Here is a 15,480-nt window from a genome sequence, read left to right as displayed (position 1 = left end):
TTCACGCCTCGGGTCGCAGCATCACCGTCGACAGCGGCGGCAGGGTGAGTTCCAGAGAATAGGGTTGGCCGTGCGCGGCGTGGCCTGTCGCATGCACAGCGCTGCCGTTACCCTGGTTGCTACCGCCATAGAACTGAGAGTCGGTATTGATGGCCTCCTGCCATTTTCCGGCACAGGGCACGCCGATGCGATAGCCGTGACGTGGCACAGGCGTCATGTTGCAGACGACCAGAACGGGAGATGCCTTGCCGTCGGCCAGCCTCAGAAAGGCGAACACCGAGTTGGCGCGATCATCGCCGATCAGCCAGGCGAATCCCGATGCCTCGGCATCGCGCCGATGCATTGCGGGACAATCGACGTAGAGGCGGTTCAAGTCCCGTACGAGCCGTTGAACGCCGGCATGTGCCGGATCGTCGACAAGTCCCCAGGGTATCTCGGCATCGTGGTTCCACTCCTGGCGCTGGCCGATCTCGCACCCCATGAAAAGTAGCTTCTTGCCCGGGTGGGCCCACATGAAGCCGAGATAGGCTCGTAGATTGGCGAGGCGCTGCCAGTCGTCCCCCGGCATCTTGCCCAACAGCGACCCTTTCCCGTGCACGACCTCGTCGTGCGAGATCGGCAGAACGAACTTTTCGGAGAAAGCGTAGAGCAGGCCGAAGGTGATGTCGTCGTGATGGTAAGCGCGATGCACAGGCTCGTGCTCGATGTAGCGCAGCGTGTCGTGCATCCAACCCATATTCCATTTGAAGCTGAAGCCGAGGCCGTCCGGCAGCGCCCCCGTTACGCCGGGCCAGGCCGTCGACTCTTCGGCAATCATCAAGGTGCCTGGCCGACGTTCGGCAACGACAGCATTGAGGTGCCGCAGAAAGCCGATCGCCTCGAAGTTTTCTCGACCGCCCTGCGCGTTGGGTATCCAGGCGTCGTGCGGCCGACTGTAGTCCCGGTAAAGCATGGACGCGACGGCATCGACGCGCAGTCCATCGACATGGAAATGTTCGAGCCAGTGCAATGCGCTGGCGATCAGGAAACCCTGCACCTCGCGCCGGCCGAAATTATAGATGTAGGTGTTCCAGTCTTGATGAAAGCCTTCGCGCGGATCGAGATGCTCGTAAAGCGCCGTGCCGTCGAAGCGGGCAAGGCCGTGGCTGTCGGTCGGGAAATGCGCCGGCACCCAGTCGAGGATGACACCGATGCCCATGCGGTGTGCGGCATCGACGAAGCGGGCGAATGATTCCGGCGAGCCGTAGCGCGCTGTCGGTGCGAACAGCCCAAGGGGCTGATAGCCCCACGATCCACCGAATGGATGTTCGGTGACCGGCAGCAGTTCGACATGGGTAAAGCCCATGTCGGAGACGTACGGCAACAGCTTATCGACGAGAAAGTCCCATAGGGACCGTTCCGACACCGTATCGTGCATCCACGAACCGGCGTGGACCTCGTAGATCGAGATCGGCGCATGCTCGTCTTGCCGCGTGGCACGGGCTTTCATCCAAGCATGGTCTTGCCACGGAAACGCCTCGGGCGATGCCACGATCGAGGCGGTACTGGGCGCTGCTTCGGCCTGCTTGGCGACCGGGTCCGCCTTGTCCGGCACGTGTCGGCCGTCAGGCCCCATGATGTCGAACTTGTACCGAACGCCGGCCTCAAGCCGAGGGACGAAGAGTTCCCAGATGCCCGAGGGATAGCGCAGCCTCAGCGGATGGCGCCGGCGATCCCAGCCGTTGAAGTCGCCGATGACTGCTACCCTTTCGGCATTGGGCGCCCAGACGGCAAAGCGCACCCCCGGAACACCGTCAAGTACGACCACATTGGCACCAAGCGCCGACGCAAGCTCGAAATGGCGACCTTCGTTGAAGAGATGCAGATCGAGTTCGCCGAGCGCAGGGCCAAAGGCATAGGGATCCTCGGTCTCCTGGACGCCGCCCGGCCACTCGATCCGCAAGAGATAGGATCCGCGGTCCGTCAGTACCCCCTCGAACAAGCCGTCGACGCAGCCGCGCCGCAGATGGCCGATCGGACGATGCCCGGCCCGGGCCAACGCTTCGACACTTCTGGCTCCCGGCACGAAGACCCGCAGGACCCGCACACCGCCCTCGTCGTGCGCGCCGAGCACTTGGAACGGATCGCAATGCCGCCCTGCCGCGAGGGCTTCCGCGTCGCCACGGCCCAGCGCCGCAAAGGTTGATGCGGCACTCATGTCGACTCCCTGAGGAGACGTGCGGCGATGCGCGAAAGGCCGTTCAAGGGAATGGGTGTCCAGGTTGGCCGATTGGCCGCTTCATAGGAGATTTCGTAGGCAGCCTTCTCGATCATGAAGAAATCGAGCAGCGAACTTCGATCGAGCCCGGGCAGCTCAGCCGTGCTCTCGCGCCACGCAGCCAGGAAGGCACGCTGCGCGCCCTGACGCAACCGTGTCACCAGCCGTAACCGACGGGCGGGCGGCACGCGGCTGGCCATGATATTCGATGAATCCAGCGTCGAGGCCGCCGCATAGTCGATCGAGCGAAGCAATCCCGCGACGTCGCGGATGGGGCTGCCCTTTCGCCGACGCTCCTCCAGCGGCCGGGCCGGCTCACCTTCAAAGTCGATGATGTAGGCATCGCCAGTCGCAACCAGAACCTGACCGAGATGAAAGTCGCCGTGAATGCGCGTCATCAACGAGCCGATGCCACTCTCGCCGAGTTGGCGGAGCGTCGCCAGCAAAGTATCCCGCGTTTGCGTCAATCGATTCGCGTCCGTTTGCGCCTGCTCGCTTTCCCAATCGCTCCGGTCGGCCACGCAATCGAGAGCGCGTGCAACGAGCCCGGTCGCGCGATTGATCCAGACGTCGACATCGGCGGCCGTCGCCAGGCGGGGTGAGAAGGCTTCATTGTCGGTCGGCTGCGCCAGCACGGCATGCATGACACCGAGCTGCCTGCCGATGGTAGCGGCGAAGGCGATGTAGTCTTCGATGTTGTCGTCACGCGCCTCGGTCGTGGCTTCGCGATTGGCGAGGTCGTCGAGCGCGCGGTTGAACTGGTGGATGGTCCATGCCCAGGCATCGCCCTGATTGCGAACGAAGGCCTGCGCCACCGCCAGCGCGTGGCGCCTGCCGTCGGGATCGATACGCGCTACCTCGCCGAGCAACGCCGGCACGTTGGCAAAGTTCTGGGCCGTCAGATAACGACCCATTTCCGCCTCCGGATGCTCACCGGGCTGGATGCGACGGAAGATCTTCAGCATCACGGCATCGTTGATCGTGAGGGAGCTGTTCGACTGCTCGGCCGTCAGCCATTGCAGCGGCGCGTCCGAGGGCTGATCGAGAAGTGCGGCCGACTCCGGCGGGCTCTCGAATACGACCGTACCCTCCGCAGTTTCCAGGCGGGCATTGGTGCGCAAGCCCTTGAGCATGCCGCGCGCGAACTCGGGGAGCGAGAAGGCATCCGTCAACAGCCCGACCCGACGGCCGCGGCGCACGCGCGCGAGCGCAAGCTGCTGCGGGAGGGCCGTCGATTGTTCGTCTTCCCAACTTATACCCAGCGGCAGCAACCAACGGCTCGTCGCGTCTCCCGCTGTGACCTCGATCTCGCCGAGCAGCATTTCGCGGCCTTCGTCCGGCAAGCCGGTGATATAGGCCATCTGCGCTTTCTGCAGCACCTTGTCCTTGACCCCGAACCAGCGACGCTTCGGCAGGTAGGCCGGCAAGACCTCACGCTCGATGTCGGCAGTCCCGGCCTGCACGCCTTCCGCAAGACCGCGCCGCAACACAATGGTCACGTACTCCGGCATCGGCTCGGGGGCCGGCGTATGCCACGAAGGCGCCTTGCTCTCCTCCGTCAGGATGAACCAGTAGAAGCCGTAAGGCGGCAGGGTAAGCAGGTAGGTGAGCTGGCCGACTGGTGGAAAGAGCGACCCGCCGCTCAGTTCGACCGGGACCCGGCCCTGGAACTCCGAAAGGTCGAGTTCGACGGCCTGCGGCGAGCGCGCCACGTTCGCGACGCACAGAATGACCTCGCCGTCGAACTCGCGCAGATAAGCCAACACCCTGCGATTCTTGGGATAGAGGAAACGCAGGCTGCCGCGACTGAAGGCGGCGTGGCTGCGACGCACGGCGATCATGCGCCGCATCCAGTGCAGCAGAGAATGCGCGTCGCGCGTCTGCGCCTCGACATTGACGATCTCATAGCCGTAGAGCGCGTCCATGATCGTCGGCAGCGCAAGCGCGGCGGGATCGGCGCGCGAGAAGCCACCGTTGCGATCCGGCGACCATTGCATCGGCGTGCGTACCCCGTCGCGGTCGCCCAGCCGGATATTGTCGCCCATGCCGATCTCGTCGCCGTAGTAGATGACGGGAGCGCCCGGCATGGAAAAAAGCAGGCAGTTCATCAGCTCGACACGGCGCCTATCGCGTTCGAGCAGCGGTGCCAACCGCCGGCGAATGCCGAGATTGAGGCGGGCCCGGCGGTCGGTCGCGTACGTCTCCCAGAGATAGTCCCGTTCCGAATCAGTCACCATCTCCAGCGTCAGCTCGTCATGGTTACGCAGGAAGATTGCCCACTGGCATTGGTCGGGGATCTGCGGTGTCTGCCGCATGATATCGGTGATGGGAAACCGATCCTCTCGCGCCAGCGCCATGTACATGCGCGGCATCAAGGGAAAGTGGAAGGCCATGTGGCATTCGTCGCCCTGACCGAAATACTCCTTGGTGTCTTCCGGCCATTGATTGGCTTCCGCCAGTAGCATGCGGCCGGGATAGGCAGCATCGATTTCGGCCCGGATTCGCTTTAGCACTTCATGCGTCTCGGGTAGGTTTTCGTTACTGGTGCCTTCGCGTTCAACGAGATAGGGAACCGCATCCAGCCGTAGACCGTCGATGCCAAGATCGAGCCAGAAGTGCATGACACCCAGCACAGCTTCCAGGACCGCCGGATTGTCGAAATTGAGATCTGGCTGGTGAGCATAGAAGCGGTGCCAATAGTAGGCCTTCGCCTCCGGATCCCAGCTCCAGTTGGAACGCTGCGTATCGAGGAAGATGATCCTCGTGCCGGCGTACTTCTGATCGTTGTCCGACCATACATAGAAGTCTCGCTCCGGCGATCCCGGGGGTGCGAAACGAGCGCGCTGAAACCAGGGATGAAGATCGGATGTGTGATTGATCACCAGCTCGGTAATGATACGTATGCCGAGGCGATGCGCCTCGTCGATCAAACGCTTGACGTCTTCGAGTGTGCCGTATTCAGGATGGACCGCGGTGTATTCGGCGATGTCGTAGCCGTCGTCGCGGCGTGGTGAAGGATAGAAGGGCAGCAACCAGATCGTATTGATGCCGAGGCGCGCCAAGTAAGGCAGCTGGGAGATGAGCCCGGGAAAGTCGCCAATGCCATCGTCGTTGGAATCGTAGAACGACTTCACGTGGAGCTGGTAGATGACGGCATCCTTGTACCACTGCAGATCAATCGCGACTGGATCGACAAGATCGGCAACGGGCGCGTTCATGGCAGGTCCTCCGGCGCAAGCCGCCATAGCGCGAACGGCAGGACATCTGGATCGAGGCGCAGATTCTGGATTTTGCCCCGCCACACCGTAGTCCCGCCCCTCACCAGATCTTCGACGCTCAAGGCGCCGTCATCCGGAAAGCCCCACTCCCACAGCGGAATCTCGAAGGCGGCCTGCTGTGGCTTGTGTGGATCGAGCGAGACGGCAATCAAGACCAGCTCGCGACTGCCGGGCTGACGCTTGCCGTAGACCAGAACCTGGTCGTTGAAGGCGTTGTAGAAGGTGACGCCACGGTGACTCTGCAGGGCCGGATACATCCTGCGAAGGCGATTAAGCAGCGTGATCTCGGGCACGATGTTGCCCGGCGCGCCGAAGTTTCGCCGTCGCAATTCGTACTTCTCCGAGTCGAGATACTCTTCACGGCCAGGCAGCGCAGCTGCTTCGCAGATCTCGAACCCCGAATAGACCCCCCATAGTCCGGACAGAGTGGCTGCAAGGCAGGCTCGGATCAGGAAGCCCGGACGCCCCGAGCTCTGGAGAAAGGTCGGATTGATGTCCGGTGTGTTGACGAAGAAGTGCGGGCGAAAGAAGTCGACGACTTCGGTCCTCGTGAGTTCGTTCAGGTAATCCCTGATCTCGGCCTTGGTGTTGCGCCAGGTGAAGTAAGTGTAGGACTGCGAGAACCCGACCTTGGCCAGCTGATACATCATCTTGGGCCGCGTGAAGGCTTCGGAAAGGAAGATCACGTCGGGGTGCTGGCTACGGATATCGTCGATCATCCACTGCCAGAACGGCAATGGTTTGGTGTGTGGATTGTCGACGCGGAAGAGCCGAACGCCCTCACCTACCCAGTGCTGCACGACATCCCGCAACGCCAGCCACAGATCGGGAATCGCGGCGTCTCCATAGAAGTCGACATTGACGATATCCTCGTATTTCTTCGGAGGATTCTCGGCGTACTTGATGGTCCCGTCCGGCCGGCGCCGGAACCACTGCGGATGGTCGCGCAGCCAGGGATGATCGAGCGAACATTGAATGGCGAAATCGAGAGCGATCTCGAGCCCATGCTCGCGGGCGGCGGCGACCAGCCGGCGAAAGTCGGCGGCAGATCCCAGCTCCGAATGGAGAGCGTCGTGGCCGCCGTCCTCGCCACCAATGGCATAGGGGCTGCCGGGATCCCCGGGCAACGCCGTCAGGCTGTTGTTGCGCCCCTTGCGATTGGCCTTGCCGATGGGATGGATGGGCGGAAAGTACAATACATCGAACCCCATTGCCTGAATGCGCGGCAGGGCAGCTATAACGTCGTCGAATGTCCCATGCCGGCCGGCATCGCCGAGCGAACGCGGGAAGAGTTCGTACCAGGCGGCGAATTCTGCCTGCGGCCGTTCGACCTCAACCGCAAAGGCGCCGGTACGCGCCGGCAGATGGCGCTCGGCGAGCCCAGCCACCAAGGCACGTGCCGCTTTGGACGTGAGTTCGGCTACCGCCGCGGCACGGGCCGGATTGGCCGCAGCAGCGATCAGTCTCTCGATTTCCGGCTTCGCCGGCAGCGCTCGCAGGTGCAGTACCGCCTCTTCGAGTTCGACGGAGATGTCGACACCGGCGAGGTGCTTGACCTCCAGCGCGTGGCAGAGCGAGCCGTATTCATCGCGCCACGCTTGAACGACGAACGAATGGCGACCGATGCGACGCGGCATGACTGCAGCCCGCCAGCGATCGTTACCCAGCGGAAGCATCGGTACAACGTCTTCGCCATCATCGTCGCCAGCAGACCAGATGACTTCGGCGGCTAAAACATCGTGCCCGTCGGCGAAGATATCGGCCTCGACCTCGATCGGTCGCCCCACGATGGCCTTGGCCGGGAAAGGACCACCCGCCACGCTGGGCCTGACCTGCTCGATGGCAACAGGCGAGCGCCGCGCGGCCGCCCTTACCGAACGCCGGTCGGCCTGCTTGCTGCTCTCTCGACTTTCAACGACGGGCTGCCGGGCGGAAACGTCCATCAATCGAATCTCCCCCGGCTGCAAAACCTGGCGCGACAGATCGCTGTCGCCGCCCATGGCGACGCCCGCTTCGGCGGGCAATGCGTGAAGATCGAGCGGCAGGGCGTGTGAACGGTCCAGGTCCGTATTGACGGCGACGGCAACACCGGCGGCGGCGGAACGTACATCGGCCGAATCGACCCGAAGCAGAACGGTGACCGGCTGTCCGAGCAACGTGAGGCTGCGCAATTCGCCGCTTAATTTTCTGTGCGCAAGCGCATCCACGATCTGAACGGCCTGACCGATGTCGGCCGGACCTTGAAGTATGGGCCCGGGCACGAACAGTCCGTCGGTCGTCGCTGCCGCAAGCAGCAAGTGCCGATGGGACAATCTGGCATCGGGCGTATCGCGGGCATATGGCTCACCAACAGCCCCCAGGACCGGCGCGACGCGTTTCAACGCCCGGTGTTCCTCGACGTACCAAGGCGACTTGCCGTCCCACCAGCAGGTGGAGGCGAAGACGGCGGCAATGCCCGAGCCTTTCAGTTCGTCAAGACGGGGCCAATCGAGGCCCGGCGTCCATGCCCAGTTGGAAGCGTCGGGTGCCGCGCGGCAAATCGCTGAGACGAGCGGACCGAGCACGTCCGACGGAAGGCCGGCCAATCCGAGGAGGCGAAAGCCATGCGCGCCGCCCGCTGCGAGCTCGGCAGCCAGGTCCGCCCACCACGCGCAAGCATTCTGTCCGGCGCCGGGGCGCAACGTTGCAGCCTTGATCTCGCTCCGCGTCAGGCGCGGATCCAGCGGATTGAGATTGGGCGGGCGCTCATAGATATCCCGAAGCTTCAGTGCCGACCGGCCGCCGATACCGATCCGGTCAAGCACCAAGTCGACCATAAGCTCCAGGCCGGAGCGGTCGCAAACCTCACGGAAGTACGGAAGAACCTGGGAGGGCTTTTGCCCATGCTTCAAGCCCTGGAAGACCTGATCGTGGTCGACCACCAGCGTAGGACTGTCGATATCGGCCACCTCGAACAGTGGCCCGAGGCTTACATGCGAGAAGCCCAGCCGGGCTGCCCGTTCAGCAAAACCCGCGAATGCCTGCAGCTCGGCAAGCTGCCTGAAATCTATGTGACAAACCTTTGTCGCGCGCCCGTCACCGCGCGGGGGCGACGAGACAGGAATCGGCGCGACATGAGTCATGCCTTCTTTAACACTTGAAGGCCAACGATGTTCCCCCGGATCAGTACGATTGCCGCGCGAAACGTAGCCAGAGGCGGCAGGTTCCTTGCTCCCGGATCAATTAGAAGCCCGATTTTCGACATTGAACTCTATCGACATGGTAGAGTTCGCCTTCTGTTCGCGACGCTCGAATGCGAGATGTCTCTGCAGCTCGAACTCCACCCTTCATTTCCACAGCATGGGCTGCTCTGTGGCAGACTTTCTAGTGGACCAGATCGGGGCGACAAACTTCCTCCAGCCAGACTCTGCAATGCCTACCATCCATGTGTCCGGCCCACTCGTCATGGTCTACGCTGAAGCCCGCGCGCCGAAGAAGCTCCACGGCCGAACTGTCCTCCGGCCGTACAAGGTTCTCGAGGCGGCGAAAATCGACCAGCATCTTGTCGGCAACGACCTTAATCGCCTCGACGACTGCGCTCCGCTCGTCCTCCTCCGGTCCCAGAACGACCAGCCAGACGTGACCTGTATCCGGCATCTCCGGGATCGGCACTGCGCCCATGAAGGCCAGCGGACGATTGGACAGGTCGGTCGCAGTCCACGCATGGCTACTGAGGACGCAAACCTCGAGAAGAGTTTCGAGCACGCTCTCCAACTCTTCGTCCCGTTGCTCAGGCCAAGTCTCTGCCGTGGTTGCAAGGTCAGCGGCAGTCATGGGGCGGACGGTACAATGCATCAAAGCTCCTCAACTGATCCGTCTTTCTGATCGGATCAACACGACGATGAATGCGGCGACGTGCGTTCTCGTCGCCGTCACGAATGGAGGCCCACCGAGGTCACCCCTTCTGGACGACTGCCTTGCCACGTGCCTGGCGGTTCCCCACCGACCAATCTTCAATCTCAATGAGCCAACCGGAGATAGGTTGCGCGTGTCCGCGCAGCTTGACGCGATTCCGACGGAACACAGCGCAGGCCCCGCCCGTTGTCGGGCGTCGTCAGCAATTTCCGGAGATTCCGATGCGACTCCTGCTTGTCATCACAACGCTCGCCGCTGCCACCGCCCTCGCCGCTCCCGCCTTCGTGCTTGCTCAGGGCACACCCCAGACCGTCCAGCTCGCGAAACTCGACGTGATCAAGGTCGCGACCGGATACCGCGCCAGCAAGGTGATCGGTACCTCGGTCGTCAACGATGCCAACGACACGGTTGGCAAGATCGACGACATCATCATCGGCCAGGACGGCAAGGCGCCCTTCGTCGTACTATCAGTCGGCGGCTTCCTTGGCGTGGGAGATAGACTCGTCGTACTGCCCTACGACCAACTGCGGACGACAGGCGGCAAGGTCGTGTTACCTGGCGCCACCAAGGATGCCCTGAAGGCGCTTCCAGAATTCAAGTACGCCTCGCGCTGACGATGGGCGCGCTGGCGGAAGAACTCGTTCATCCGACGTTTCTCGGCTTTCCGGTCATCGCCGCGCGGCTCTTGTTCGCGGCGATCCTGGGAGCAGCGATCGGATTCGAACGTGAATGGCGACAGCGGCCCGCCGGGCTGCGCACCCACATCCTTATCTGCGTAGCGGCCGCAACGTTCGGCGTGCTCACGATCGAAATCGTGCACACCTCGGTTTTTGCTCGCGAAGCGGTCGTGGTCGATCCGATCCGCGCCGTCGAAGCGGTAACAGCGGGCGTAGCTTTCCTCGCAGCTGGCACCATTCTCTTCGCGCGCGGCGAGGTTCAAGGGCTAACGACCGGCGCGGGCATGTGGCTGGCCGGTGCAGTCGGCCTTTCCAGCGGGCTGGGTCTTTGGCAGATCGCAGGCCTCGGGACGCTCCTGATTCTGATCGTGACGGGTCTGATGCACACTTTCGAGGTCCGTATGGGCATCGCCGCAGACAAGAAAGATGATGCAAGCCGAGATCGATCACGCGCCATCGAAGGGCCGACGGAGTAGTACGGCGTGGCTTAAAAAGGTTCGCGTGGAGTATTTAGGAGCCACGCCAGTCCGGTGCCGCTGTGAGGCGGCCTCCATCAAGGCCTAGTGAACAAAGAATGCCGAATGCTCGGGCTCAAACGGAGTCGAGGTCTGGTCCCATCCGGTGATCGGTGGAGCGGAACGAAGTCGAGCGCGCCGCCCCTCCGGTTACCTTTAGCGTATTGCGAAGCTCTCCAATTTCTTGCCCTGCTTGAGGGCTGCCGCCAACCATCTCGGTTTGTTACCCCGCCCGGCCCAGGTCTCCAGGCGGTTCTTGGGGTTGCGATACAAAGCGGGCAACTTCTTTCCCTTCAGCGCGTGCGGGCCACGTGCGCTCCTACCATTTGGCCCTGGCCGAGAGTCGACTTGCCTCAATGCAGCAATCAGATTTCGCCTCTCTTGCGCTGCATGAAGTTCTATCGCCGCTTCAATCTCCGCCCTCGTCTTGACCAATTCTTCAAAGGACATCGATCGAATATTCTTCATATCTAAGCTACCTCGCGCCGTTGCCGAGCCTGTGGTGTGCAACTTTACACTTTTAGATGAACAAGTAGCCGAGATGAGTCAATTGCGCAAAGTGGTAGGCGATTTCATATAAGCCATACCATCATTCTTACTAGTCGGCGCATTCGGTACTGGGCAGGCCATTATCCTTTTCACATTCCAAGATTAGTACCTATGCAACTATCTACCGTGTGACTTTCAGCCGAAAGTTCCGTAACTGTCCGCAATCGCAACCCGCGCCTCGACAGGAAACTCGCTTGCGAAGAAAAGCTCGATCGAATCACTTTCAAGAAGCCCGTTCGCTTCCAGCAGTCGCGCACCAAGTGCGGCAATTATTGGCCACAGTCGATTGACGAGCTGGGCAGAGGCTCGCCGCCCTTCGACCATACGTGACGCCGCTGCGCATTCGGCCGCTAGCTTGTCTTGATCGTGATCGAGTACACGGACCGCCAACCAGGCTTTCCGCTGATCGTCTGCTGATCGCAGACGCCCAATGCCATTGTAGAGAGACCAGCCGGCAGGATCTGCGCGCCTCTGCGCAAGCTCGCCGGCCAGCAACACCAGCAGATCCCGCCGCCATTCGTCGGGCGAGAAGCCAGTCTCAAAAATGGCACCGCCCTGCCATGTGCGCAGATCGATCTCTACGCGCCTGAGGCGCAACCCGAACAACACTCCCAGAACAGCATGAGCTGCCTCGTGAACCGCGAGCGGCCAGCAGCGATGGGACTCTATTCCTGCCGGGTTTGCCATTTCCGCCTTCGATGCTGTCGTTCCGATTCTGAGTGCGGCGGCGGAACATCGGCCGATTCTCGGGTTCTGGAGATTTCCTGTCCTGAAGCCCCTAGTCGCGTGTCCGACCGGCGAAGGGAACAGGCATAGCTGCCCCCACGACCGAGGACAATCAACGTCGGTGCTTCGCCGAGGAACATGCCGGGAACCGCGGCCCCCGATTGCTGGTGAAACGAATGGCCCGCGACGTTGTCACGAACGCAGCCCCTTTTGATCAGGCGGCAAACAACGGCAACCGCTTCATCGAAATCCGCCGGGCACGGGCAGGAGCAACTCCAAGGCCACGCAATATACTGACCGTCACCGCAGCGGCATGCTGTCTGTGAGTACGGCCAAGAGCGATCCGACGCATGCCTTCCATGGTGGTACCAATAATCAAGTCCAGAGCCGCAGCTTCACTGGCGACGGAAAACTCCTTCCGTCTCAGGCCGCGGCGAAGCTCGATCTGGACGAAGCTCGCGATGGTCTTGCGGAAAGTCGGGTCCACGGATGCGACATCCAGGACGAGGAGCGCCCAGGCGGGGCTACCCTGGGCGAGATCGAGGTATCGACGACAGCCGGCCGCCATCTGCTCGGCACCTGACGCGAGAGCGGCGCGCGCAGGCTTGCTGCGCTCGCGGATGGTCTGCGCGATCGACAGGGCGACGGCCTGCACGATGTCCGCCTTCGTCGCGAAATGATTGTACACGGTGCCCTTCGTCATCCCCGCCACGACTGCAATTTGCTGCAACGTCGTGTCGGCCACGCCGTGTCGGGAAAAGGCCGCGATGGCAGCGGCGACAAGCTGGCGCCGGGTACGTTCCCTCTTGGGAAGGCGCCACGGTTCGTCACGCGTTTGCAGGATATCGGGTAGGGGTTTCATAATTACACTTGTCGTTCAAATTTGGATGGTTGATACAATAATGAATCCTATACACCTTGGCGACTTAGGGACAGCATGACCGACCACACTTCCGGACCGAGACGCCGTCAGCTCCTGAAAGGCGTAGCGTCGGCCTCTCTTTTTGCCAGCGTGATGTTCGGATCAGCGCGCGCCAGGACGGCGCAACGTGAGCCCAACATTCTTTTCGTCTTCACCGATCAAGAGCGCTACCATGCGCACTGGCCTGCAGGCCTGTCCCTACCGGGGCACGAGCGGATGGAACGCACCGGCGTTACCTTCGCAAATCATCAGTGCCCGGCGACGATGTGCACGTCGTCGCGCTCGGTCATGCTTACGGGCCTGCAGACAGCCGACAATGGCATGTACGAGAATCTCGACGTGCCTTGGATGCAAAGCCTTTCCTTCAAGCACCCCACCATCGGCCACATGCTACGCAGGGCCGGCTACTACACCGCTTACAAGGGGAAATGGCATCTCTCCCGCGAATTCGACACCCGCGCGGCCGAGCGGTTCATGACTCCCGACATGGAGAAGTATGGCTTCGCCGACAACTTCTCCCCTGGAGATCTGATCGGCCATACGCTGGGCGGATACAGCTTCGATCACTTGACTGCCGGCAGCGCCATCAACTGGCTGCGCACCAAGGGCCGCCCGCTCAGCGACGACGGCAAGCCCTGGTCCATGTTCGTGAGTTTCGTCAATCCGCACGACATCATGTATTTCAACACCGATGCACCGGGCGAGGCGGTGCAGGACACCGGCAAGCTGCGCCTGCATGCCGCGCGAGCCCCCGAGCATGCGCTCTACAAAGCGACGTGGGACGTTCCGGTTCCCGAAAGCCTGCGTCAGCCGTTCGATGCGCCCGGCCGGCCGAAGGCGCATCGCGAGTTCGACCGCGTCTGGGACTATATCCTGGGCAATGTCCCGCTGGAGGATGCACGCTGGAAGCGCTTCAACGATTACTACATCAACTGCATTCGCAACGTAGATCGGTCGATCGAGGCATTGCTCGGCGAACTCGAGGCACTGGGCCTTTCCCGGAATACAATCGTAGTCTTTACCGCCGACCATGGCGAAATGGCGGGTGCCCACGGGCTGCGCGGCAAGGGTCCTTTTGCCTACCAGCAGACCAACCACCTGCCGCTTTACGTCGTCCATCCGGATGGAGCCGGCGGCCAACAGTGCAAGTCGCTGACCAGCCACATCGACTTGGTGCCCACCCTGCTGGCCATGGCCGGCGTGCAGGCGGATCGCGTTGCCGAACTCGCCGGGCGCGAATTGCCCGGCAAGGATCTCTCGCCGCTTCTCCACAATCCGGCCAGCCAGCCGATCGAGGCGGCGCGCCCGGCTACGCTTTTTACCTACAGCGGCCTGGCCAGCAACGATGCGGCTGTCTTCGACTTCGCCGCCAAAGCCGTCATGGCGGGCAAGGACCCCAAGGAGGAGGCGAAGAAGCAGGGCTTCCGTCCGGATCTAAAGAAGCGCGGCCACGTACGCTCGGCCTTCGACGGCCGCTATCGCTTCACGCGCTACTTCGCCCCTGTCGACCACAACAATCCGACCACGCTGGACGAGCTCTTCAAATGGAACGACGTGGAGCTCTACGACCTGCAGAGCGATCCGGGCGAGATGGCCAACCTTGCCAACGATCGCACCGGGAACGCTGCGGTGCTGACAGCCATGAACCGCAAGCTGGAAGACGCGATCAAGGCCGAGATTGGCAAGGACGACGGCCGCGAGCTGCCCGACATCGCAGGGATAGATTGGGGGGTCGACAGGGTGGATCTATAGTATCGACCGCAAACTCGGGATGCCGGCAACGCGCACCGGCGATCTTGGACAGTTTTCGTTGCCTTGATTAGTTTCTGCGCATGAAGTCGAAGCTGAAATTTTTCGCGCTGACCGCCTATGGGCGCTTCCGGGCCTGGCGCCGGGAGCCGGTGCGCTTCCGCGGCGCCTTTGCCTCTTACGAGGCGGCGATGCGCAATGTCCGCAACGGCATGCCGGCTGGATATGACCACGACGCCGTGACCGACGTTTCGCGCGAATTCATGCAGCAGATTGCACTCTGGGACTACCCGATTGTGTACTGGCTCCAACGCTTGCAGCCAACCGCCCTGATAGATGCGGGCGGCCATGTCGGCGTTAAGTACCGTGCTTTCCAGCCCTTTCTCGATCTCGATCGCACCGACTGGATCGTGTACGACCTGCCAGCTCAGGTACGTGCCGGGCGGGCACAGAGGAAGCCGCACGACAGCACGCTCTCCTTTGTCGATCGGATCGAGGACGCGCCTGCTGCCGAAGCCCTTCTTGTCTCTGGCCTACTCCCCTACCTGCAGGAACCATTCACCGATCTCGTTCGTCGTTTGCAGGCTCCACCGCGCCACATCCTGTTGAACAAGGTCGTGACGCGGGACGGACCAACGATCGTAACGCTGGAGAATTTCGGCGTCGCCGAAGTGCCCTACCAGATTCGGAACGTGAAGGAGATTCCCGATGCGCTCGCGACCCTCGGCTACGAGATCGTGGACTCGTGGGTGATCGAGCAGCTTGCACATCGTATCCAGACTCATCCGGAGCTCGGCCGCTGCACCTATCGCGGCTATGTCGCGCGCCGGCGCGACTAGCCGGGAGCTCTCAATCGATTGTTCCGGCTCGGGCTGAGGACGTCGATGTTGCCGAGACATCAACTGTCCCTTGG

Annotated in this window: 12 protein-coding genes; 5 read left to right on the top strand and 7 right to left on the bottom strand. The window is 62.1% G+C overall.

Annotated features, from left to right (window positions below; genetic code table 11):
- Window position 1 precedes the first annotated feature (1 nt).
- Genes glgB through BN60_RS03400 form a run of 3 tightly spaced genes read right to left on the bottom strand, consistent with a single transcriptional unit; the run spans window position 2 to window position 8,339 of the window.
- Complete coding sequence (gene glgB / locus BN60_RS03410; RefSeq protein ID WP_020694586.1) at window positions 2-2,197, bottom strand: 1,4-alpha-glucan branching protein GlgB; 2,196 nt, start codon at window positions 2,195-2,197, stop codon at window positions 2-4.
- Window positions 2,194-5,475: a maltose alpha-D-glucosyltransferase gene (gene treS, locus BN60_RS03405; protein ID WP_020694585.1), complete on the bottom strand. Its 3,282-nt coding sequence runs from the start codon at window positions 5,473-5,475 to the stop codon at window positions 2,194-2,196. Before treS ends, glgB begins: the two co-directional genes overlap by 4 nt.
- Window positions 5,472-8,339: an alpha-1,4-glucan--maltose-1-phosphate maltosyltransferase gene (locus BN60_RS03400; RefSeq protein ID WP_177324755.1), complete on the bottom strand. Its 2,868-nt coding sequence runs from the start codon at window positions 8,337-8,339 to the stop codon at window positions 5,472-5,474. The genes treS and BN60_RS03400 overlap by 4 nt, the downstream gene beginning before the upstream one ends.
- Before the next feature lie 78 nt (window positions 8,340-8,417).
- Here BN60_RS03400 and BN60_RS30690 point away from each other — a divergent pair, with 78 nt between their 5' ends.
- Entirely contained in the window at window positions 8,418-8,675 is a 258-nt protein-coding gene (locus BN60_RS30690) for a hypothetical protein (RefSeq protein ID WP_020694583.1), read from the top strand.
- Between the two features lie 223 nt (window positions 8,676-8,898).
- Here BN60_RS30690 and BN60_RS03390 read toward each other — a convergent pair whose 3' ends face one another.
- On the bottom strand, window positions 8,899-9,348 hold the full coding sequence (locus BN60_RS03390; RefSeq protein ID WP_020694582.1) for a hypothetical protein: 450 nt from the start codon (window positions 9,346-9,348) through the stop codon (window positions 8,899-8,901).
- A 302-nt stretch (window positions 9,349-9,650) separates the two neighbouring features.
- Between BN60_RS03390 and BN60_RS03385 the strand changes: the two genes are divergently transcribed.
- On the top strand, window positions 9,651-10,043 hold the full coding sequence (locus tag BN60_RS03385) for a PRC-barrel domain-containing protein (protein ID WP_020694581.1): 393 nt from the start codon (window positions 9,651-9,653) through the stop codon (window positions 10,041-10,043).
- A 2-nt stretch (window positions 10,044-10,045) separates the two neighbouring features.
- On the top strand, window positions 10,046-10,582 hold the full coding sequence (locus tag BN60_RS03380) for an MgtC/SapB family protein (RefSeq protein WP_020694580.1): 537 nt from the start codon (window positions 10,046-10,048) through the stop codon (window positions 10,580-10,582).
- A 195-nt stretch (window positions 10,583-10,777) separates the two neighbouring features.
- Here the strand turns inward: BN60_RS03380 and BN60_RS29440 are convergent, their stop codons facing one another.
- From BN60_RS29440 to BN60_RS03370, 3 genes are all read right to left on the bottom strand, one after another.
- Complete coding sequence (locus BN60_RS29440) at window positions 10,778-11,071, bottom strand: H-NS histone family protein (RefSeq protein WP_177324754.1); 294 nt, start codon at window positions 11,069-11,071, stop codon at window positions 10,778-10,780.
- A 234-nt stretch (window positions 11,072-11,305) separates the two neighbouring features.
- The gene (locus BN60_RS03375) at window positions 11,306-11,857 is read right to left on the bottom strand and encodes a hypothetical protein (RefSeq protein ID WP_148283317.1); all 552 of its coding nucleotides are present in this window, start codon (window positions 11,855-11,857) and stop codon (window positions 11,306-11,308) included.
- Window positions 11,858-12,110: 253 nt separating this feature from the next.
- A complete protein-coding gene (locus BN60_RS03370; RefSeq protein WP_020694578.1) occupies window positions 12,111-12,758 on the bottom strand; it encodes a TetR/AcrR family transcriptional regulator in 648 nt (215 codons plus the stop codon).
- A gap of 75 nt (window positions 12,759-12,833) precedes the next feature.
- Here BN60_RS03370 and BN60_RS03365 point away from each other — a divergent pair, with 75 nt between their 5' ends.
- Together BN60_RS03365 and BN60_RS03360 are read left to right on the top strand one after the other, a co-directional pair.
- A complete protein-coding gene (locus BN60_RS03365; RefSeq protein ID WP_083855938.1) occupies window positions 12,834-14,570 on the top strand; it encodes a sulfatase family protein in 1,737 nt (578 codons plus the stop codon).
- A gap of 80 nt (window positions 14,571-14,650) precedes the next feature.
- Window positions 14,651-15,406, top strand: coding sequence for a methyltransferase, TIGR04325 family (locus BN60_RS03360; protein WP_020694576.1), 756 nt, complete (start codon window positions 14,651-14,653; stop codon window positions 15,404-15,406).
- Window positions 15,407-15,480: the final 74 nt, after the last annotated feature.

The organism is Reyranella massiliensis 521, from assembly GCF_000312425.1.
Classification (GTDB): Bacteria; Pseudomonadota; Alphaproteobacteria; order Reyranellales; family Reyranellaceae; genus Reyranella; species Reyranella massiliensis.
This window is presented reverse-complemented; position numbering and strand designations above follow the sequence as displayed.

What these genes read in the sequence shown, in the direction of transcription:
- glgB (WP_020694586.1), bottom strand. Translation starts at nt 2,197, where the DNA reads ATGAGTGCCGCATCAACCTTTGCGGCGCTGGGCCGTGGCGACGCGGAA.
- treS (WP_020694585.1), bottom strand. Translation starts at nt 5,475, where the DNA reads ATGAACGCGCCCGTTGCCGATCTTGTCGATCCAGTCGCGATTGATCTG.
- BN60_RS30690 (WP_020694583.1), top strand. Translation starts at nt 8,418, where the DNA reads ATGCTTCAAGCCCTGGAAGACCTGATCGTGGTCGACCACCAGCGTAGG.
- BN60_RS03390 (WP_020694582.1), bottom strand. Translation starts at nt 9,348, where the DNA reads ATGACTGCCGCTGACCTTGCAACCACGGCAGAGACTTGGCCTGAGCAA.
- BN60_RS03385 (WP_020694581.1), top strand. Translation starts at nt 9,651, where the DNA reads ATGCGACTCCTGCTTGTCATCACAACGCTCGCCGCTGCCACCGCCCTC.
- BN60_RS03380 (WP_020694580.1), top strand. Translation starts at nt 10,046, where the DNA reads ATGGGCGCGCTGGCGGAAGAACTCGTTCATCCGACGTTTCTCGGCTTT.
- BN60_RS29440 (WP_177324754.1), bottom strand. Translation starts at nt 11,071, where the DNA reads ATGTCCTTTGAAGAATTGGTCAAGACGAGGGCGGAGATTGAAGCGGCG.
- BN60_RS03375 (WP_148283317.1), bottom strand. Translation starts at nt 11,857, where the DNA reads ATGGCAAACCCGGCAGGAATAGAGTCCCATCGCTGCTGGCCGCTCGCG.
- BN60_RS03370 (WP_020694578.1), bottom strand. Translation starts at nt 12,758, where the DNA reads ATGAAACCCCTACCCGATATCCTGCAAACGCGTGACGAACCGTGGCGC.
- BN60_RS03365 (WP_083855938.1), top strand. Translation starts at nt 12,834, where the DNA reads ATGACCGACCACACTTCCGGACCGAGACGCCGTCAGCTCCTGAAAGGC.
- BN60_RS03360 (WP_020694576.1), top strand. Translation starts at nt 14,651, where the DNA reads ATGAAGTCGAAGCTGAAATTTTTCGCGCTGACCGCCTATGGGCGCTTC.